The 20,780-nt window shown below is 45.8% G+C and carries 17 protein-coding genes and 1 pseudogene; 11 read left to right on the forward strand and 7 right to left on the reverse strand.

Annotation, left to right across the window (positions count from 1 at the left end; genetic code table 11):
- Window positions 1–191: 191 nt before the first annotated feature.
- Window positions 192–1,706 (reverse strand): DUF4331 domain-containing protein, encoded by a 1,515-nt coding sequence (locus BM021_RS04610; protein ID WP_090719359.1) that lies wholly within the window; start codon window positions 1,704–1,706, stop codon window positions 192–194.
- Window positions 1,707–2,067: 361 nt separating this feature from the next.
- On the opposite strand from BM021_RS04610, the gene groL reads away from it, so the two are divergent.
- The 4 genes and pseudogenes from groL to BM021_RS04630 all read left to right on the forward strand — a co-directional run bounded on the left by groL (window position 2,068) and on the right by BM021_RS04630 (window position 9,321).
- Window positions 2,068–3,690, forward strand: coding sequence for a chaperonin GroEL (gene groL / locus BM021_RS04615; protein ID WP_090719361.1), 1,623 nt, complete (start codon window positions 2,068–2,070; stop codon window positions 3,688–3,690).
- 112 nt (window positions 3,691–3,802) lie between these two features.
- Window positions 3,803–5,623 (forward strand): annotated as a pseudogene (locus BM021_RS15995) (Hsp70 family protein).
- Window positions 5,624–5,752: 129 nt separating this feature from the next.
- Complete coding sequence (locus BM021_RS04625; protein ID WP_090719363.1) at window positions 5,753–8,182, forward strand: Lon protease family protein; 2,430 nt, start codon at window positions 5,753–5,755, stop codon at window positions 8,180–8,182.
- Between the two features lie 68 nt (window positions 8,183–8,250).
- Window positions 8,251–9,321: a DnaJ C-terminal domain-containing protein gene (locus BM021_RS04630; RefSeq protein ID WP_218147814.1), complete on the forward strand. Its 1,071-nt coding sequence runs from the start codon at window positions 8,251–8,253 to the stop codon at window positions 9,319–9,321.
- A 77-nt stretch (window positions 9,322–9,398) separates the two neighbouring features.
- Here BM021_RS04630 and BM021_RS04635 read toward each other — a convergent pair whose 3' ends face one another.
- Window positions 9,399–9,893: a YbhB/YbcL family Raf kinase inhibitor-like protein gene (locus tag BM021_RS04635; RefSeq protein WP_090719367.1), complete on the reverse strand. Its 495-nt coding sequence runs from the start codon at window positions 9,891–9,893 to the stop codon at window positions 9,399–9,401.
- Between the two features lie 164 nt (window positions 9,894–10,057).
- On the opposite strand from BM021_RS04635, the gene BM021_RS04640 reads away from it, so the two are divergent.
- The 3 genes from BM021_RS04640 to greB all read left to right on the forward strand — a co-directional run bounded on the left by BM021_RS04640 (window position 10,058) and on the right by greB (window position 12,096).
- Window positions 10,058–11,023: a 2-hydroxyacid dehydrogenase gene (locus tag BM021_RS04640; protein WP_090719369.1), complete on the forward strand. Its 966-nt coding sequence runs from the start codon at window positions 10,058–10,060 to the stop codon at window positions 11,021–11,023.
- A 37-nt stretch (window positions 11,024–11,060) separates the two neighbouring features.
- Window positions 11,061–11,393, forward strand: coding sequence for a DMT family transporter (locus tag BM021_RS04645; RefSeq protein ID WP_090719371.1), 333 nt, complete (start codon window positions 11,061–11,063; stop codon window positions 11,391–11,393).
- A 157-nt stretch (window positions 11,394–11,550) separates the two neighbouring features.
- A complete protein-coding gene (greB, locus tag BM021_RS04650) occupies window positions 11,551–12,096 on the forward strand; it encodes a transcription elongation factor GreB (protein ID WP_090719374.1) in 546 nt (181 codons plus the stop codon).
- A gap of 87 nt (window positions 12,097–12,183) precedes the next feature.
- Here greB and BM021_RS04655 read toward each other — a convergent pair whose 3' ends face one another.
- Window positions 12,184–12,573: a YchJ family protein gene (locus BM021_RS04655; RefSeq protein ID WP_090719376.1), complete on the reverse strand. Its 390-nt coding sequence runs from the start codon at window positions 12,571–12,573 to the stop codon at window positions 12,184–12,186.
- Window positions 12,574–12,767: 194 nt separating this feature from the next.
- Between BM021_RS04655 and BM021_RS04660 the strand changes: the two genes are divergently transcribed.
- Entirely contained in the window at window positions 12,768–13,433 is a 666-nt protein-coding gene (locus tag BM021_RS04660; protein ID WP_090719378.1) for a CAAX prenyl protease-related protein, read from the forward strand.
- Window positions 13,434–13,471: 38 nt separating this feature from the next.
- Here BM021_RS04660 and BM021_RS16555 read toward each other — a convergent pair whose 3' ends face one another.
- Window positions 13,472–13,774, reverse strand: coding sequence for a PilZ domain-containing protein (locus BM021_RS16555; protein WP_090719409.1), 303 nt, complete (start codon window positions 13,772–13,774; stop codon window positions 13,472–13,474).
- Window positions 13,775–14,008: 234 nt separating this feature from the next.
- On the opposite strand from BM021_RS16555, the gene BM021_RS04670 reads away from it, so the two are divergent.
- A complete protein-coding gene (locus tag BM021_RS04670) occupies window positions 14,009–15,412 on the forward strand; it encodes a porin (RefSeq protein WP_090719380.1) in 1,404 nt (467 codons plus the stop codon).
- Window positions 15,413–15,473: 61 nt separating this feature from the next.
- Here the strand turns inward: BM021_RS04670 and rluD are convergent, their stop codons facing one another.
- Window positions 15,474–16,490 (reverse strand): 23S rRNA pseudouridine(1911/1915/1917) synthase RluD, encoded by a 1,017-nt coding sequence (gene rluD / locus BM021_RS04675; RefSeq protein WP_090719382.1) that lies wholly within the window; start codon window positions 16,488–16,490, stop codon window positions 15,474–15,476.
- Here rluD and BM021_RS04680 point away from each other — a divergent pair.
- Window positions 16,489–17,292 carry an outer membrane protein assembly factor BamD gene (locus tag BM021_RS04680; protein ID WP_090719384.1) on the forward strand — a complete coding sequence of 268 codons (804 nt, stop codon included), beginning with the start codon at window positions 16,489–16,491 and terminating at the stop codon, window positions 17,290–17,292. The genes rluD and BM021_RS04680 overlap by 2 nt on opposite strands.
- Here BM021_RS04680 and BM021_RS04685 read toward each other — a convergent pair.
- Window positions 17,264–17,761 carry a universal stress protein gene (locus BM021_RS04685; protein ID WP_090719386.1) on the reverse strand — a complete coding sequence of 166 codons (498 nt, stop codon included), beginning with the start codon at window positions 17,759–17,761 and terminating at the stop codon, window positions 17,264–17,266. The genes BM021_RS04680 and BM021_RS04685 overlap by 29 nt on opposite strands.
- A gap of 112 nt (window positions 17,762–17,873) precedes the next feature.
- Entirely contained in the window at window positions 17,874–18,743 is an 870-nt protein-coding gene (locus tag BM021_RS04690) for an alpha/beta hydrolase (RefSeq protein ID WP_090719388.1), read from the reverse strand.
- A 354-nt stretch (window positions 18,744–19,097) separates the two neighbouring features.
- Between BM021_RS04690 and BM021_RS04695 the strand changes: the two genes are divergently transcribed.
- Complete coding sequence (locus BM021_RS04695; RefSeq protein ID WP_090719390.1) at window positions 19,098–20,771, forward strand: diguanylate cyclase; 1,674 nt, start codon at window positions 19,098–19,100, stop codon at window positions 20,769–20,771.
- Window positions 20,772–20,780 lie beyond the last annotated feature (9 nt).

Here is a 20,780-nt window from a genome sequence, read left to right on the forward strand (position 1 = left end):
AAAAAGAGAAAAAGGTTAGCGAATAGGCTCTCGAGGACTTCGATGAATAAATGGTTTTTTTGAATAAATGGTAGAGAATCGTTATGCAACCAATTGATAAGTTTTTAATTATATTTGACATTATTGTCAATTCGATACTCTATTTGCTCACCTCTCAGGAGGTGAGCTCTCGATGTACTTATCGCGGATCATTAATTGCAGGGGCTGGCTTCAGTCCCATTGCAATCAATATCGCGCCCCGGCGTTGGTGTTGGAAGAAATGGAAAAATCTTATAAATACCATTTGATGTTAGATTAGACCCTGGTGCATTCTCAAGAAAGTTGACACCATCACCAACACGAGCATCTAAGAATGCTTGACCACCAACAACCCGAATTGCGATGTCTGTGACATCATCATTGGGGCGGCGGCCGTTAGGAAATCCAGCAGGATCCGGTGGCGATGCCAGACCGCCTAAACGTTTTTGATTTTCGGGAGGTGTGGGAGGTATACTCAGATTCAATCTAAGCAATTCGGCGCAAGGTGAACCACAATGGCTTTCCTGCAATGGTTGACCTGGGTATTTCAAGAATACCTGCATTAAATCTGTACGTGGAGTAGTCGGAACTGGAAGGCCAAAAATTAAATTGAGCGCTGTAGCGAGTGAAGGGGCTTTGTAAAACTCTTGAAATTGACTTTCTTCCTCAGGCTCAGAAGTATTCCACAGATCTTTGGTTGGCGTATCAATAATCAATTCATTTATTAGCGGATTTGCCATTCTTGAAACCTGAACAAACTTTCTCACACTCTTCGTTTGTTCGTTATCATTATTGCTGAGAATTCTGGTCTTCTGCCTGCTCGTTGAAGCATACATGCCAATGATTGGCGTTGTGCTCGTATCTGCTGGAAGATAATCGTGGGTGATTCTATTAATCGGCACTTCTATGGCAATGCTATTGATATTAAAACCCTTGAATCGATTGATCCCAAAGGGATTGATGTGATCATTGGTATCTTCTTCCGGCGTAAGCGCTGGAACTGGTCGGCGTAGATTAACTGTATCAAAGACGGCGCCAAGATCAATATAGAAAGTTTCATATCGTTGACCCGCAAAAACGCGAACCCCTGTTTCGCTATCATTATAGATGCCTTGTGCGGCCAAGGTTTCATAGTTCGGCATCGTGTTGGGTCCTACATTGGATGGCACCGCTACCAGCGTTTGGCCTTCAAAGAGCTGCTGGCTTTTATTACCACGAACTTCCGTAACTGTATAAGTTTGACGTCGCGTCAATCCCTCTGAACCAGGACCGTCCAATGCTGTTATTCCTTGAAGTTCGGGGATAGGAATATTAGGATTGCCAACGAAAGGAAGCGGGAAATTCAACGAACCTAATGCTGGTCGGGTTTCTGTTTTAAATCGGATTTGGTAAACAATGTCTTCAGCTTTGCCATCCTGATTGTTGTCAATATGGATTTCGTAAAGAATTCTGTCATCAAAAGCAAAATAATTCGGGCCATCTGCTGGTTGCTGGCCTGGTATTGTGTTAAGAATAAAGACTACCTTGTCAGGATTTTCCCAGCTTCTGAAGGCATACACGTCTGTATTATCTGCGGCTGGATCAAACGCGATCAACGGCGCCTCACGGTGACTGGCCCCAAAAGCCAGAGCTATAAAACATTGCGTTAATATGAAAGCTAAAAAGCTCTTTAATTTTATACTTTTCATCTGAACCTCCGCTAAAGTAAGAGTTAGGTAATGCCAATTTCCTGCCAGAAGTGATGAAGCGAAAATTAAACTACACCTTTTTTGAAAATATTTGAAGAAAGAAGATTTGTCTGTACGATAATCAACTTAAATCGAAAAAAAATAATTCACCTCCAAGGTCATTGACAATTATAGATAAGTACCTCATAAATAGAAATAAACTCGTAATATTGAAGTTCTCGTATTATGAATAAAAATACTACGAAGCACATTTATAATTCAATGATGGGGTATGTAGAGTTAGGAGATCCGGAGAAAAGATGTTCAGGTAGTAGTAATAAATGTTGATCAAGGTTTATAAATATTCGTTTAGGAGATTCTGATGTCGGCAAAACAAATCTTGTTTCATGACGGTGTCCGTACCAAGATAGCAGAAGGTGTGAATATCCTGGCAAATGCAGTAAAGGTTACGCTCGGTCCAAGAGGGCGCAATGTCATTATCGAGCGGGCATATGGTCCACCTCTCGTCGCCAATTCTGGTGTTGTCGTAGCAAAGGAAATCGAGCTTGAAGATAAGTTCGAGAACATGGGAGCACAGATGGTGAGAGAGGTCGCCAGTAAAACATCTGATGTAGCGGGGGATGGTACAACTACCGCCACGGTATTGGCGCAAGCAATTGTTCGGGAAGGAATGAAATTTGTCGCAGCAGGCATGAATCCGATGGATTTGAAGCGAGGTATTGATTTGGCGGTTGCTGCCACTGTAGAAGCGCTAAGGAAAGCATCCAAACCCTGTGCAACCAGTAAAGAAATTGCACAGGTTGGGGCTATTTCCGCCAATGCTGATGTGGTGGTGGGTGAACTCATTGCGGAAGCCATGGAAAAAGTTGGAAAGGAAGGTGCGATCACCATCGAAGACGGCAAAGGCCTGCAAAATGAGCTCGAAATCGTGGAAGGAATGCAGTTTGATCGCGGCTACTTGTCTCCTTATTTTATTAACAATCCTGACAAGCAGATCGTGGCGCAGGATGATCCCTATATTCTTCTGTATGAAAAGAAGATTGGCAGTGTTCGTGATCTGCTTCCATTGCTGGAAAATATTGTCAAGACCAGCCGTCCCTTGCTGATTATTGCCGAAGATATCGAAGGTGAAGCACTGGCGACTTTGGTAATCAATACGATTCGCGGGACGTTAAAAATTGCGGCAGTCAAGGCCCCGGGTTTTGGCGATCGCCGCAAGGCCATGCTGGAGGATATCGCCATTCTGACGGGTGGTAAGCTTGTTGCTGAAGAAATCGGTCTTACGCTGGAGAAGATTACCCTGGAGCATCTCGGGCAGGCCAAGCGTATTGAAATTGATAAAGAAAACACAACGATCATCGGGGGCGCCGGCGATACGCCGCAAATTCAGAATCGTGTCAAACAAATTCGTCAATTGATTGAAGAATCCACCAGTGATTATGACAAGGAGAAATTACAAGAACGTGCAGCCAAGCTGGCAGGCGGCGTTGCGGTCATCAAAGTCGGTGCAGCTACGGAAACAGGGATGAAAGAGAAAAAGACCCGTATCGAAGATGCCTTGCATGCAACTCGTGCTGCCGTGGAGGAAGGTATTGTGCCTGGCGGCGGTGTGGCGTTGCTGCGAGCACGTGCTGAAATCGGCGGTTTGAAGGGTAGCAATAATGAGCAGGATGCGGGTATCCAGATTGTGCTACGCGCCTTAGAAGAACCTTTACGGCAAATCATAGCCAACGCTGGCGGTGAACCGTCAGTGGTATTGGCAAAGGTTATTGAGGATAAAGGCGACTTCGGATACAACGCAGCTACTGAGGAATATGGTGATCTGATAAAAATGGGCGTTGTCGACCCTACCAAAGTGACGCGCTCCGCTTTACAGAATGCTGCTTCGATAGCCAGCCTGATTCTTACTGCCGATGTCATGATAGCTAATCTCCCTGAGAAGAAAGAGGCGGCGGTTAGTCAAATTAATGAAATGGGCATGTAAATTCTGAGAAATTTTATTAGTAATCAGCAGCGATACTGGCTGATGCACTATATAGATAATCGCGATATATAGGTTGCATCATAATCATCATTAAAAATTTAAGAGAGAATGTATGGCTATTATCGGTATTGATTTAGGTACTTCAAATTCAGCCGCCGCCGTTCTGCGGGGCGGTCGGCCAGTCATTATTCCTAGCGCCGAGGGCGTCAGTATAGGAGGAAAAGCATTTCCCAGTTATGTTGCCCTGACTGCCGATGGTCAGATCCTGGTGGGTGAGCCTGCGCGGCGTCAGATGATAGCAAATCCCGAGGGTACCGCGACTGCTTTCAAGCGCAGAATGGGCAGGCGCGAAGTTGTTCGCCTCAGGGATAAAGAATATTCGCCCGAGCAACTTTCCGCATTTCTGCTGCAAAAAATCAAGCGTGATGCCGAAGCTTTTCTCGGCGAGCCAGTGGAAAAAGCGGTGGTAACGGTGCCCGCTTATTTTGACGACAATCAGCGCGCAGCGACCAAGGATGCTTGCCGGATTGCCGGACTGGAGGTAATACGCCTCGTCAATGAGCCTACCGCCGCTTCGCTAGCCTATCATGGAATTTGGTAAAGGCGTATTCGAAGTCAAAGCCACCAGCGGCGATACTCAGCTCGGCGGCACGGACATGAATCAGTGTGTTTTCGAACACTTGGCGGATCGTTTTCAGATGACCACCGGTATCAATATCCGCAATGATCCCAAAGCTGCAGCGCGTTTAATCGAGGCAGCAGAAACCGCAAAGATTGAGCTCAGCACCAGCGTCAGCACGCATATCAGTTTGCCATACCTTGCTTCCAAGGAGGGTGCGCCATGCCATCTTGAACTGGATTTGAACCGTACCGAACTTGAGCGTCTGGTGCGACCGGTCATAGAACGCTGTCGTGCTCCGATTGAGCAAGCTTTGCATGACGCCGGCATTAAACCCAACGATGTAGATCGCGTGGTATTTGTCGGCGGACCGACGCGTATGCCGATAGTCCGTGCTTTTTTCGAGGAAGTCTTCGGGCGCAAAGCAGAGATGGGCGTTGATCCGATGGAATGCGTGGCCGCGGGTGCAGCCATTCAGGCCGGGGTGCTGGCAGGCGAAGTGGGCGGTATTGTACTGGTGGATGTAACGCCGCTGACACTGAGGGTAGAAACGCTGGGAGGGATTGCGACCTCATTGATTGCACGCAATACCCCGATCCCGGTTAAACGCATGGAAACCTTTACTACTGCCGCTGACATGCAAAGCAGTGTTACCATTCATGTGTTCCAGGGCGAGCGTCCCATGGCAATGGACAATGTGAGTTTGGGTGAATTCAATCTGGACGGTTTGCCTCCTGCACCGCGTGTGTTCCAAAGATCGAGGTAACATTTGATATCGATTCAAACGGTATTTTGAGTGTTTCTGCGCGGGATATGGCCAGCGGAAAATCCCAATCTATCAGTATTTCTGGATCTACCCGTTTATCAGAGGCTGACAAGAAGCGCATGGTGGAAGATGCTGAGCACTATGCGGAAGCGGATAAAAAACGGCGCGAAGATGCAGAAAAACTCAATACTGCAGATGCAACTTGCTATGAAGCTGAGAAAATGCTTGCCAATTTTGCCGAGAAACTAACTGACGAATTAAAAAAACGCATCGAGGCGTCCTTGCGTGAAACCAAGGAAGCATTCGTTAAGAAAGACGTCGTGCTGGCAACCGAACGCGCTGAAGCATTAAAAAAATTGTTGAAAGAAGCAGGTATGGCGCTGTATGCGCAATCAGGCCAGGCTCAGAGAGGAGGTCCATACGCAGAAACCCCTTGGGAAGGACCAGAACCACCTCCAAATATCAATGCGCCGTCAGGAGAACCACGTCCAAGCGGATCAGGTCCGCGTGGAAAGGTAGTGGATGCTGAGTATCATGAGAACAAGTGATTTTAAAATTATTTGCATATTAATAAGGATCTATTGAGCCAGTTGTTTGATCGCACACACAGAAAGGTGACTGTCTTCAGAATAAATAAGAAAGACAAGATCATATTATTTTTTACTTAGAATAAAAAAATGACAAACCATTCTCCTCTGCAGCCGCAACAGTTAAGCAATTCCTGTGATCCTGAGCAGTTCAGTTTCCAGACTACGACTGACCTTGAAGATTTAACTGAAATAATTGGGCAGGCACGCGCTATGAATGCAGTGCGGTTCGGTTCTGGTATTCGGCATGAAGGCTACAATCTTTTTGTGCTTGGCCCATCCGGTATGGGCAAGCAGAGTTTGGTACGGCAACTTCTTGCAGAAAAGGCGAAGCAAGAGAACAAACCTGCCGACTGGTGCTATATCAATAATTTTTCCCAGCCACACAAACCCCTTATGCTTAAGCTACCGTATGGTAAAGGCGAACAATTACGCCTGCATATGGATAAGCTGATCAATTATTTGCGTGGCGCAGTTCCTGCGTTGTTTGAGAGTGATGAATATCGTGCCAAGACCAGGGCGATTCAGAAAGCATTTACTGACCAGCAGGAACATGCGTTAAGGGAATTAAGGGCAGATGCTGAGAAAAGGAACATCGTACTATTACAAACACCCGATGGATTTGCTTTTTCTCCTACGCGTAATAAGGAGGTGATTTCGCCGGATGAATACGATAGGCTGCCTCAACAGGAAAAAGAACAAATAGAAGCTGCTATCAATGAGTTACAGGAACGACTGGAAAAGATTTTAAGTCATCTGCCACAGTGGAGACGAGAGCGGAACGAGCGGATACGAGAGCTTAACCGGGAAATGATGTTGTCAACCGTTGCGCATGTGCTCGATGAATTACGCACTATTTACTCAGATCTGCCTGAAGTATTGAAGTATTTTAATGCTGTGCAACAGGATATGGTCGAACATGTGGATGATTTTCGCAAGCAGGAGGAATCCATTAACGTTTCAGGCATGATAGTTACAACGCATCAAACTTTTCATAATTATCAGGTCAATGTGCTGGTAACCAATAACAGAGAACCTGGCGCACCTATCATCAGCGAAGACAATCCGACTTACAGCAACCTGGTGGGACGGGTGGAACATATTTCGCAGTTTGGGGCGTTGGTGACGGATTTTACGCTTATCAAGCCGGGTGCCCTCCATCGGGCGAATGGCGGTTATCTGCTACTGGACGTGCGTAAGGTGCTGATTCAGCCATTTGCATGGGAAGGTCTTAAGCGCGCGCTGCAATCGCGTGAGATTCGCATCGAATCTCTAGGGCAAATGTATAGCCTTATTAGTACCGTATCCTTAGAGCCGCAGCCGATTCCACTGGATATCAAAATAGTTTTGTTCGGGGACCGCATATTTTATTATCTGTTGCAAGAATACGACCCGGAATTCAGTGAATTGTTTAAGGTAGCAGCAGATTTTGAGGAACTTATTGAGCGTAATGCTGATATTCACTTGCTTTACGCCCGTCTGATCGCCACACTGGTTCGCAAGGAAGCATTATTGCCGTTTGATCGCCATGCGGTGGCAAGGGTGATCGAGTACAGCACGCGACTGGCGGGTGATGGAGAAAGGCTTTCCATGCACATGCGAAGCATAGCGGATTTATTGCGTGAGGCTGATTACTGGGCGCGTGAGGAGAATCATAAGGTAGTGATGGCCAGTCATATCCAACAGGCCATTGATTCCCAGATACGGCGGCAGGATCGCGTGAGGGATCGGCTGTACGATGCCATCCTGCGGGATACTTTAATGATCGATACTCAAGGCGCAGTAACTGGTCAAGTCAATGGCCTTACTGTGATCGAGCTGGGGAATTTCTTTTTTTCGCAACCTACGAGAATTACTGCTACCAGCCGGTTTGGCAAAGGAGAATTTGTAAATATTGAACGCGAAGCAAAGCTATCCGGCGCTATTCACTCCAAAGGGATTCTGATTCTTTCCGCTTTCCTGGCATCACGTTATGCCAGAAATCAGCCATTGGCGCTTTCTGCCAGCCTGGTTTTTGAACAGTCGTATGGGATGGTGGAGGGGGATAGCGCTTCCTTGGCGGAATTATGCGCACTGCTTTCCCACCTCGCGAATGTGCCCATCAAACAATCTCTCGCAATGACCGGATCAGTGAATCAACTGGGCCAAGCGCAGGCAATCGGGGCGGTTAACGAAAAAATTGAAGGATTCTTTGATATTTGTGCTGCGCGAGGATTAACTGGTGAACAAGGGGTGATCATTCCTGTTGCTAACATCAAGCACTTGATGCTGCGACAGAATGTGATTGCAGCCGCTACTGCCGGGCAATTTCATATTTATGCTGTAGAAAATATTGATCAGGCCATCACGCTTCTGACCGATTTGCCAGCCGGAGAAGCGGATATCAAGGGTGAATATCCCGAAGGAAGCCTTAATCAGAAAGTGGCGACTCGACTCAATGAGCTAGCCAAGATTAGTGAATCATTTGCGAAGAAGTCGGGAATAGGCAGTCATGAAGAAATAGACGACAACGAAGAATAGAATTTATATTTTTAAATTCAAAATAAAATCAGGGTGCAGCCATATCTGATCAGCGTGATTATTATGAGGTGCTTGGTATTGCCAAGAATGCCGATCAAAAAGAGATCAAGGATGCCTTCCACAACCTTGCGATGAAGTATCACCCAGACCGCAATAAGGAAGCGGGGGCTGAGGAGCGCTTCAAGGAAATTGCTGAAGCCTATGCGATCCTGTCCAATCCACAAAAGCGGGCTGAGTACGATGCGCGGGGATTCGCAGGTGTTGCAGGAACCAGTCAGGAAGATTTATTCAGCACCATCAATTTTGACGATATTTTCGGTGGGATCAATTTTGATTTTGGTGCAGATAGTTTATTGGGCGGTTTTTTTGGACGCCGTCGCAAAGGGCCTCCGCATGGCGCGAATATTGAAATAGATCTCTATATCACATTGGATCGGATTGCTCGGGGTGGCGAAGAGGTTGTTCATTTTAAACGGCCGGTAACTTGTTATGCCTGTCATGGAACGGGAGGAGAAGGCGGGGCTGCGCCACGTCAGTGTGAAGCCTGCAGCGGTACGGGGCGTATCACCCATAGCCAACGCAAGGAAAAAGATCATGTGCTGATTCAGCATATTGTTCCTTGCTCAATCTGCAGCGGGCGTGGCAGCATCAATGAACACCCCTGTCCGGAATGCTGCGGTAGCGGAGAACTGGAACAAGCTGAGGAATTAACGGTAAAAATTCCGGTGGGTGCCGAAGAAGGCATGGCGCTGCGCATTCCCGGCAAAGGGATGCCAAGTTTAGCAGTGGGCGGCGTGAATGGCGATTTGTTGGTATTGATACGTTCCCGCCCTGATCCTCGTTTCGAGCGATCTGGTGCCGATTTGCTACATACTGAGGCCTTATCGCTGCCGGATGCTGTTCTTGGCACTACGCTTAAGGTGCCTACCCTATTGAATGGCTGGGTCGATGTAACAGTTCCCCCTGGAACGCAATCGGATACCATATTGCGCCTAAAGAGAAAACGCTTGCCAGAGTTTGGAGGAAATCGGCAAGGTGATCTTTATTTGCGCATAAGTTTATGGGTGCCGCAACATCTTTCCAATGAAGAACGCGAACTCTACGAGCGATTGCGGGCAATAAGTAACCAAACACATTAACTTCTGGGTAGCAAAAAATTACCGCATTGTTCTCAGTAATACTGAGAAATTCCTTATCATCTCTGCAGAGTATCAGATTAACGATGACGTTGATAGCGCCCAATTAATTCAGCCTGGGCAATGACATGGCCTTGCATGGCTTGTTCAAGCGTAGCCTTGGCAGGATGCTGCAAATCCGGTAGCACCGTATTCAGCGCATACAGCTTGTGAAAATAACGGTGAGTACCGATTGGCGGGCATGGACCGCCATAGCCTGTACGCTTCCAGTCGTTAATTCCCTGTAAGGTACCTGGCGGAAGGTCTTTTTCTGAAATACCTTCGGCTAAAGCGGTGGTACTTGGCGGAATATTGTATAGCACCCAGTGGACCCAGGTCATTTTAGGAGCGGCTGGATCAGGTGCATCCGGGTCATCGACGATGAGTACTAGACTTTTAGTGCCTTCAGGTATGCCCGTCCAGGTAAGCGCCGGTGAGATATCCTTTCCATCACAAGTATAACGGGATGGAATGGTGTCATTATGAGAAAAGGATGTTGATGCGAGTGTAAACACAGTCATAATCAGAGCGGCCATAATTTTTCTCCTTGATTCCGAATGATTCCTTGAATCCGTTGAGTCGTCTCTAGTATGTTATTATCATCAAAAGAAGAAGCTGTAAAGATTTTTCATATGAATTCAGATCCTATTTTTTTAGCAAGAAGTTTTCGTTGTCTTGTAAAACATAACGGAGTAATTGGATGCGAGCTGTTTTCCTTGATCTCGGTTCTGTGACCCGTGGTGATCTGGACTGCACGGTACTGGAGCAAGCGATATCGCCATGGCAGTACTATCAGGATTCTTGCGAGCAGGAAATTGTGGAACGAGTCAGCGAAGCTGAAGTGATTGTCAGCAATAAAGTTTTCCTCAGTCGCGCAGCAATAACTGCTGCGCATCGTCTGAAACTCATCTGTGTGGCTGCTACTGGCTACAACAATATCGATCTCGTTGCGTCGGCTGAGCGCAATATCCCGGTGTGCAACGTGCGCGGTTACGCTACGCCTTCTGTAGCGCAACATGTTTTTATGCTGATGCTGAATCTTGCGCGCCGTTTCGTGGAGTATCAGGAGCTGGTGAAAAGAGGTGGCTGGCAGGCCAGCCCATTTTTCTGTCCACTGGATTTCGGCATCCAAGAATTGTCGGGCAAGGCATTGGGTATCATCGGATTTGGTGAACTCGGCAAGGCGGTAGCGCAAATCGCGCAAGCATTTGGCATGCAATTGTTGATTGCAGAGCATAAAGATAAACCGCCACGCCCTGGCAGAATGGCATTTGATGAAGTGATCCGTCAGGCGGATTTTATTACCTTGCATTGTCCCCTGTCTCAGAAAACGCATCATCTGATCAGTCGCAGAGAATTTGAATTGATGAAGCCTTCAGCATATTTTATTAATACGGCACGGGGCGGATTAGTAAATGAAGCAGATCTGTTGCATTGCCTGTCCACAGACCGTATTGCGGGTGCCGCTATCGATGTTTTACAGCAGGAGCCGCCGGGCAAAGATAACTTGATACTGCAACAACAACCGGCAAATCTGATTGTAACACCGCATATCGCCTGGGCCAGCAGGGAATCCCGGCAACGCCTGCTGGATCACTTGGCAGATAATATTCGCAACTTTTTTCAGCATAAACCCTTTAATCAGATTACCGATGCACTGCGGTAAGTCAATGTGTGAATAATTACTTGCATGGAGTAAATAAATGCAGCATTGGATTTTTCTCTCAATTGCAATTGTCAGTGAAGTGATTGCCACCTCATGTCTGAAAGCAGCCGAGGGATTTACTCGCTTGTGGCCGTCGCTGGTGGTTGTCGCTGGTTATTTGCTGGCTTTTTATTTTCTTTCGTTGACGCTCAAAACCATCCCGGTAGGGGTAGCCTATGCCATCTGGTCCGGCGTTGGTGTAATATTAATTGCATTCAGCGGCTGGTTTTTTCTGGGGCAATCTTTGGACATACCTGCCGTGATCGGCTTATCTCTGATTGTTGCAGGGGTTGTTATCATTAACGTTTTTTCCCGCACGGTTTCGCATTAACTGTAAATACTAATAAAAGACCATGGCCCGGGTTGCATGAATTGCTGAGGATAGGAGGTTGTGGAAGAATATTCCTTTAAGCAAGAAATGGTCTTGAATAAATAGCTAAGCTTCTATATTTAAAAGTTTTTCCTGTTTCAAATAGAGATTCGTCAATATGGGTAAAGCATTCATCAAGGAGAGTGAAGACGACGAGCTCGGTGCTACGCCGAGATTACCGCAGGGAGTAAAGAACTATATCACTCCGGCTGGGTATCAGCGATTGAAGGAAGAGTTCGATCATTTATGGAAAGTGGAACGCCCTGAGTTGGTTAAAACCATTACCTGGGCGGCTTCGAATGGCGATCGCTCGGAAAATGGCGATTACATTTATGGCAAAAGGCGCCTGCGCGAAATCGATCGCTGCTTGCGTTTCTTATCCAAACGTCTGGATAATGCTGAAGTGGTCGACCCTACTCAGCGCGGTGAATGTGATCAAGTATTTTTTGGCGCCACCGTGACGGTTTGCAATACCCAGGGCGAGGAGCATACTTATAGTATCGTCGGCATGGACGAAGCAGATCCTGGTCGTGGTCTTATCAGCTGGATTTCCCCGCTGGCCAAGGCGCTGCTTAAGGCGCGCGAAGGTGATAGTGTGCGATTGAATACGCCAGGTGGCATGGAAGAGCTGGAGGTAGTGGAGATTCGCTACGAAGCGTTGTGAGATTCAGTAACGGCTTCAGCTTCAGATTCCAATAAGCATGGCTTTTTTCTCTGCTTCAGTGCTTAATTGCTATTTTCTCTTCTTGTCTTATACGATATCGCCGTCGACATACAACCAAAGCCCTTGGCTGCGTACGAAATGGCTAATTTCATGTAAGCGGTAAGCGCGTCCATTGATTTTGTAGCGCGCCACAAATTCAACGGTTGCACAATCAGGGGCTGGCTGCTCATAGTGTTTTATTGTGAGACCCAGCCATTGGTTATGCGGTGAGGTTGCTAGTTCAAGGGCGGTTGGGCGTGTATTATGATGCCAAGTCGCCAGCAGGTAGTCTTCGCGATTCAAGGTGTAAGCCGTGTAGCGTGAGCGCATCAGTATTTCCGCCGTGGCGGGAACTTCGCCATAATCCAGATAACGGCCGCAGCAATTGATGTATTGGATGTGACTGCCGCACGGGCAGTGTATTTGTGTGTTTGTCATCTATTCGATCAATAACTCTTCTGCGATACAGTGTAGAAGTTTCTCGTGCATGCCAAATATAGGCTATTCAGCATTCTTTTTTTTGTTTCACTATTCATCTTTTTCTTTAAACTGATATGAGGTACAGAATCAACGTACTGCAATATTCTGTGGGTCCGGATTGTAAAGTTTGATTCATTTGAAAAATAATTATTATGTTTGATCGGGATAGCTTATACCGCATTGCGCCTTTTGGCGCTTACATCTTTTTTATGATATTGGAAGATGGATTGCTGAAGTTTGGTTGGGAAGCCAATGACTTGCGCCTACTGTATGCGGTGAAAATCACGATTGTTGCTGGTTTACTGTGGTGGATGAGAAAGGCGTATCGTGAATTGCGATGGCCTGCTGGGGAGAATTTTGGCACCTGGAGTGCCGCAGTCATCGCAGGCATTCTCGTATTTATAGCCTGGATTAATTTGACAGAGGAATGGATGGTGATGGGAGAACCGGTTGGTTTTGATCCGCGCAATCATGCTGAGATCGACTGGCTCCTGGTTACAGTGCGCCTAATTGGCGCGGTGCTGGTGGTTCCCGTAATGGAAGAGCTGTTCTGGCGGTCATTTCTGATGCGCTGGCTCATTCATCCGGATTTTCTGACTGTCAACCCAGCACAGGTAGGGCTTAAAGCTTTCTGCATTACTGCCATGCTTTTTGCAGTTGCACATAACCTATGGCTGGCCGGATTGTTTGCCGGGATCGTTTACAATCTTTTATACATGCGTAGCGGCACGCTGTGGTCGCCCATTCTCGCGCATGCGCTCACCAATGGTATGCTGGGAATATGGATCATATCTACAGATAACTGGGGGTTCTGGTAAGTTAGCTAATCTTAGAGTCCTGATCTTGATTTGCATAGTTAAGCTGCGCGATGAGGATTCTCGACTATTTCTTGATAAACCAGGCTGTGTAATGCAAAAACCTGATTCGACTCTAATTCAGTAAATTCAATCCCAAAACAGAGTATTCTCTGATCATTCTCAAGTTGTTTAACGGATCTGATTGTACTGTTTATTGATAACGGTATTTCTTGATCAAGAATTTGAATAGTAAAAGATAGCGTGATTACGGTACCCAGCTTTCCTAAGTGGGAGGTGGCGTTGATCTCTGCACCGGTAGTACTGATATTCGTGATGGTCTTTCGGATGGTTTGACTTAGTATGGCCTTGGGAAAAGACTACGAAAGCCTGCACGGATGTATTAACTGCAAACCTGGCACAGAGACATTCTGCCAGCATTTTTGTGTTGTATTTCTTGTAATAGGCAAACTTACCCTATTTGTTTGCGTTGACCCTCCCAGCTATTCAGTGTTAGAGTTCTTTCCATATGGATATTAGGGTTTTTGGTGGTTTTTAGTATTTGTATCTTTTTCACAATCTTTTGAGGGAGGAAAGTAATGGAGTATAAAGCTAAAACGATCTACAAGAACCAGGTGATCCATGCCGTAGCGGGAGGATTGCTGCTGTTCGGTATGGGTTCATCGGGTGTTCATGCGAATAGCGTGATGAGCAGTAGCGATCAAAGCGGTAACCCTTTTATGGATGCCATTAAAAATAGCGGCATCAGATTTGGTGGTTGGGTTCATGGTGGTGCAACCTATAACCCAAGTCAAACCCATGGATTCATGGGGCCGGTTACTTTTGCTGATCAGGCGAATCGGTTTCAATTGAATCAGTTGAATTTCTTTCTGGAACGTGGGGTGAAAACGGAAGGTAAGGGTTGGGATATCGGTTTTCGTGCTGATTTTCTGTTTGGTACCGATGCCATTTTTACTCAGGCTTACGGTAATCCTGCGTTTGATGTGAATAATGGCCGACCCCTGGCTGATCGGGGTAACTGGGATCTTGAGATATGCTGTAATTCCAGCCGCACTTATGGCATCGCAATTCCGCAGGCCTTTGCAGAAATTTATGCGCCGGTTGGCAATGGATTAAATGTCAAAGTAGGTCACTTTTATACTCCCATTGGCCATGAATCGGTTCCAGCACCTAACAATTTCTTCTATACCCATGCTTATACCATGCAGTATGGTGAACCTTTTACCCATACCGGTGTATTGAGTAACTATACAATTTCCAAGAATTTTACTGCCATGGCCGGCGCAATCGGCGGTAGCGGAACGGGAGGCTGGGATGGAAATTTTGACAAGCAAATGGAGAATTGGGGCGGGATCGGTGGTGTTACCTGGACCAGTGATGACCATAATACTTCTTTCAATGTCAGTGGTACCGGTAGTACAACTTCTACACGTAATAGCAGTTTCTGGGGTATGTACAGTTTAGTTTTAAAGCATAAATTTACCGACAAAACGCATTTAATATTGCAACATGATCATGGCTTTGCAGATAATGTCATATTATTCAATAATGTTTATTCTGGTGTGATCAAAGATGCAGAATGGTATGGCGTTAATTCTCATTTTTACTACGACTTGACACCTGATGTGTCGGTCGGTGTTCGTGCTGAGTGGTTCCGCGATCGTGACGGTTTCCGGGTTTTCGCACCGGGCAGGGTAACTGCAGCAACTAATCATCTAGGAGTCAGTTACGCGAGTAATGTTGGTTTACTCGGCACCAGTACACCTGCTGACTATTATGCAGTGACCATCGGTGCTAACTGGAAAGCAGCCAAGACATTGAACGTGGGCTGGCAAGGGTTGAGGCAATTGAATATACGTCCCAATATTCGTTATGACCGGGTAGACGCGCTGCATGAATCACTGCAGGCTGCCGCTTACCGGCCTTTCGGGGGCAATAAGGATCAGATTATATTTTCACTGGATGCGATTCTACCCTTCTGAGCTTAGTTATCTGATATGAACTTAATACAATATAAAAAAATGCGCTTGCGGGCGCATTTTTTTATTTGCAGAGTTGTCGCAATGCTTGCAATAGATGACGAATATCGTCTGGCACACCAGCTTCCCATGACAGGATTTCCTGAGTTTGCGGATGAGTCAGTGCAAGTTTCTGCGCATGCAATGCCTGCCTTGGAAAATTGGTCAGTACTTGTCCAATGATTTGTCGGGTATTTTTGGGCTTGCCACCATAAACAGGATCGCCTACCAAGGGATGTCTAATGGAACTCATATGCACCCGTATTTGATGTGTGCGGCCTGTTTCCAGGCTACATTGTAACAGTGTACAACCCTCAAAATTTTCGATCACCTGATAGTGAGTCTGAGCGGGTTTGCCTTTTGCTGTAACGGTCATTTTCGTGCGATGGATCGGGTGTCGCCCTATGGGTGCATCGACGCTGCCGCTTTGTTCGATTTCTCCCAGCACTAAAGCGAGATAATCACGCTTCACGGTACGTTGCTGTAGTTGCCTCACAAGATTTGTTTGTGCTTCTACGGTTTTGGCAACGACCAGTAAGCCACTGGTATCTTTGTCCAGACGATGAACGATGCCGGCGCGCGGTACATTTTCTAGATGCGGCGCATGATGCAGCAAAGCATTGAGCAAAGTACCCTGCCAGTTACCACTGCCCGGGTGAGTGACCAGACCGACAGGTTTATTAATGATGATGAGCACATTATCTTCATACAGGATGTCCAGATGGATATCCTCAGCTGCATGCACTGATTCAGTAATAGTATTCTGCGGTGAGATCTGGATATGCTCATTACCCCATACTTTCTGTTTCACGGTGGGAACCTGACCATTCAGCATCACCCGGTTTTCAATAATCCAGGATTGTAAGCGACTGCGTGACCACTCAGGCAGGAGTTTTGCTAAAGCTTGATCCAAGCGCAAACCCGAATAATCTGAGGGAATTGTTAAGTCAATGACAATACGCGCATCTTCGTTGCGTACTAGCGGCGGTGACTTTACGTTATAATCCACGTGCGCATCTTTGTTTTTTACGGAATTCGTCATGTTACGTAGTTTAGCTTTAATCCTGATGTTATGGTTATCAGCATGTGGTTTATTGCCGGAACGTCAGGAGGATCAGCAAGATTGGTCTGCAAATAAATTCTATACAGAAGCAAAAGAGAAATTGAATGACGGCAATTATACGGCAGCCATCAAACTGTATGAGTCGTTGGAAGCACGCTATCCTTATGGTCGGATTGCCCAGCAGGCACAGCTTGAAACTGCTTACGCACATTATAAAAACGAAGAACCAGCTTCTGCCATCACTGCAGCAGACCGCTTTATTAAATTGCATCCCAATCATGTCAATGTAGACTATGCCTATTATATCAAAGGATTAGCAAGTTTTAATGATAACTGGGGAATGATGGGTTTCCTGATGAAAGGTCCGATCAAGCAGGATATGAGCGAGCGTGATTCAAAGACATCGCGGGAATCATTCGAAAATTTCAAGGAATTGATAACGCGTTTTCCGGAAAGTAAATATGCAGCAGATGCCCGGCAGCGAATGGCCTATTTGATCAATGCGATAGCTATGAGCGAAATTCATATTGCGCGTTACTATATGAAGCGCAAAGCTTATGTGGCTGCAGCTAATCGAGCTCAGAACGCAGTAACAGAATATCCGCGTACGCCTGCAACTGAAGAAGCGCTCTATATCATGATTAAAGCTTATGAAGCCCTGGATATGTATGATTTGCGGGACGATGCCAAGCGCGTCATGCGAATCAATTTTCCTGATAGCCACTTTCTTGAGGAATTGCCAGAAGTAGGCGCTAAGGCGTGGTGGGAATTCTGGAAATAATCTGATATTTTCCAAGCGAGTACTGATCGCTTTCTTTTAAATGGATAGCCAGCACATCGCAATCTGCGCGATACAAAATTCCCTTGGCCGTTGACCCCATGAGTGCGGCAAGTCCATGTCGTCCGTGTGAACCCACCACAATCAGATCAATTTGTTTTTGTGCAGCGAACCGTGCAATTTCCTGTTGAGGTTCACCCCAAATCATCCAACGGCGGGTCGGCGCAATGTCCAGTTGATCACCGATCTGTTTTAATTTTTTTTTCTCGGCTTCCAGCAAGTCATACGACGAATCTTGATCCAAGGGAATTACCATGCCATACGGTGTGTCGGGCATGGGAATATTATCTAGCACATGTATAATGTGGAGGTGAGCATTAAATTGATCTGCTAATTGTTTGGCACGTTGAGCGACATACTGGCCATCTTCGGTGAAGTCGATAGCGAGCAGAATATTCTGGTAACGATCCATGATGAATTCCTTGATGTTGTTCTGTCAGCTGAAAAGTGCGAATTTAAGATAGAGAAATCACTTTATCACGTCTTATGTATCGTCAATGATTCTGATCGATTACGCATCATGATCAGTCATCCATTCGGCGCAGATACCTGGACAGAAAATCGATGATACGCCGCTCATACTCTCTGCCTGCATAGCCATGCATATTGAAATGTCCGGCACCAGGTACAATCCATATTTCCTTAGGAGTTCTGGCTGCAGCATATAGACGCTCGGTTTCTGATTGGGTAGTGTGACCATCGCGTGTGCCAGAAATAAACAATACCGGTGAATTAAGATCGTTGATTTGGGTGATCGGACTCAATTTATTCATGTCAGTATCTAGGTAAAAGGATAATTGTGCGAGCATAACTGGCAATAGCATTGATCCATAATTTCCAAAATGAAGTTTCAAGCGATTATCAATAGCTTCTTCAATAGTCGGATGCAATGATTCGAGGATAACTGCATCCAGTTTTAAATCCTGTTTGGCAAGGACGATGGCTGCAGCGCCGAGAGAAGCGCCAATAGCGCCAATTGGCTCATTCGGAAAAGTTTTTCGAAGAAAAGTAACAGCGGCTGCCACACCTTCGGATTCCCGTAACCCAAAGGTGATTTCTTCTCCGGTACTTTCGCCATGTGCATAGAGATCAAAGAATAAAACGCTATAACCCTGGTCTTTCAAAACCCTGGCCCGACTCAGCATCTCAAGCCGATTGCTACGTATGGAATGTACCAATAGCACGGCACCACCACCAGGTTCTCCGTAACACAGCCAGCCATGCACTGTAGAGTCATCGGTTACAGGAATCTCTATAGATTCCACCGGAAGATCTACTGATAATGTGCTAACTGCACTAGGTGCTGGTCCAGTCAATAGGGCGCCGATAGCAAAAATGCCAAGTAGAATTGCAATCAGGCCAGCCAAAATCTGAATAGCTATTTTGCGTAACATGGCTTAATGAGTTTGAATATGAAGATGAAATAATAAGCAAATAATGGGATTGAGGCACCACAATTACTCAAAATATATGGATAATTTTTGCGTCAAAGTTTGAAGACAGGATTAGAGAATGCAAAAGTAAATAGATTAAATGGTCGATTTTTAGGTGTTAAATCGTGAGATTGACCTGTTTTCTTGTATATACAATGGATAGGATAAAAGAAAATATTTAATTCTATTGATATCTTCGGTTGCTTGCTACGGATGAATTGCATAATACGTGAATTTGCAAGCAAAGTTGTTTTCACGAAACCGCTCAATCTCATGTGATTAACTGATGGGATCGAACAAAACTGGTACATTATCATGGATACTAAAGAGCACAAAATATTTCAGGAAAGAATGCGCTTATTGTCACGCTCATTTGTACAGGAGTTACCGGCTAGAATAGACGAAATTGAAGCGCTATGGAATAAGCTGCAAATTGAAAGGGACATGAAAACGCTACAGGCGTTACATTGCTCCGTGCATAATTTAATCAGTAATGGCGAGGCATTGGGTTATCCAGAATTAAGCGTTGAGGTACGTGGATTGGAGCAAGTCCTCAAGAGTCTGATGCAGAAAAATGTCTTGCTGGATGCGGTGCAGTCAGCTGGAATTCCACAGCAAATTTGTGAACTGAAGAAAATCTCGGTTGAGCAGGAATCTGACTTGACAAAAGATACTACTCCGGTAGCTCCAGGTAGAAGTGTGTTGCTACCGAGTACTCATGCATCAAATTTGATATTTGTTGTGGAAGAGGATATCGAGGCTGCTCAGGAGCTTGCGTTACAGCTGCGCTATTATGGTTATGAGGTGGAGGTGTTCAATCATTCAGATAATTTAGATAGGTTTCGCACCGCTGTTCAGCATAAACCTGATGCCATTATCTTAATGGGAGTTGAATTTACTGACGACAAGATGGGTGGCATTCATGTAATGGAAGAAATTCAGCGAAAGTTAGCCCGGCCAGCACGGGTGATTTTTATTTCCGTTCATGACGAGATAAGTTTCCGGCTGGGGGCGGTGCGTGCGGGCAGTATTGCTTATTTCATAAAACCCCTTAATTCTACAGAATTAATCGATCGGCTTGATCAAATTACTGCATCGCAAATTCAGGAACCTTTTCGGGTACTGATCGTGAGTAATAGTTCAACGATACTTGCTTACTACACAGCAATATTAGAGCAAGCAGAAATACTTGTAAAAACAGTTTCAGAACCAATGAAGTTAGTGGAAATACTGAATGACTTTAATCCTGACTTAATTCTGATGGATTTGTATATGCCAGAATGCAACGGTATTGAGCTGACGCGGGTTATCCGCCAGATAGATAGCTTTCTCAGCATTCCTATTGTTTATCTCGCTACTAAGAATGACTTTAACACGCAATCTGAAGCGATGAGTTTGTGTGGCGATGATTTTCTGATTGAACTCACCGATTCTATACATTTAGTTGCAGCGGTGACATCGCGTGTGACGCGAGCCCGCTCTTTACGTTCTTTAATGTATCGTGACGGGTTGACCGGTCTGCTTAACCATACCGCAATAAAAGAAGAATTGGTGCGGGAAATAGCCCGTTCCAGTCGGCTGAATTCATCATTATCTTTTGCTATATTGAATATCGATTTCTTTAAGAAAATTAATGATGCTTATGGTCATGCCGCAGGAGATCGCGTCATTAAGAGCTTGGCGCGGCTGCTCAAACAGCGCCTGCGAGAAACGGATGTTATCGGGCGTTATGGCGGAGAAGAATTCGCTGTGATTATGAATGACACAGATGCGGTGTCAGCTGCCAAAGTGATTGATGAGATACGCAATGTTTTTTCCCGTCTATTGCATCTGAGCTATTACGAAGAATTTTCGGTAAATTTTAGCGCCGGGATCGCAGATCTTGCGCATTTTCCAGATGCAGCCCGATTAAGCGAAGCCACAGACAAGGCGCTTTATCAGGCTAAACAGAGAGGGCGCAATAGGGTGGTTGTGAATACGGGCGATTAATATGTTGAC

The organism is Nitrosomonas sp. Nm166, from assembly GCF_900112825.1.
Taxonomy (GTDB): Bacteria; Pseudomonadota; Gammaproteobacteria; order Burkholderiales; family Nitrosomonadaceae; genus Nitrosomonas.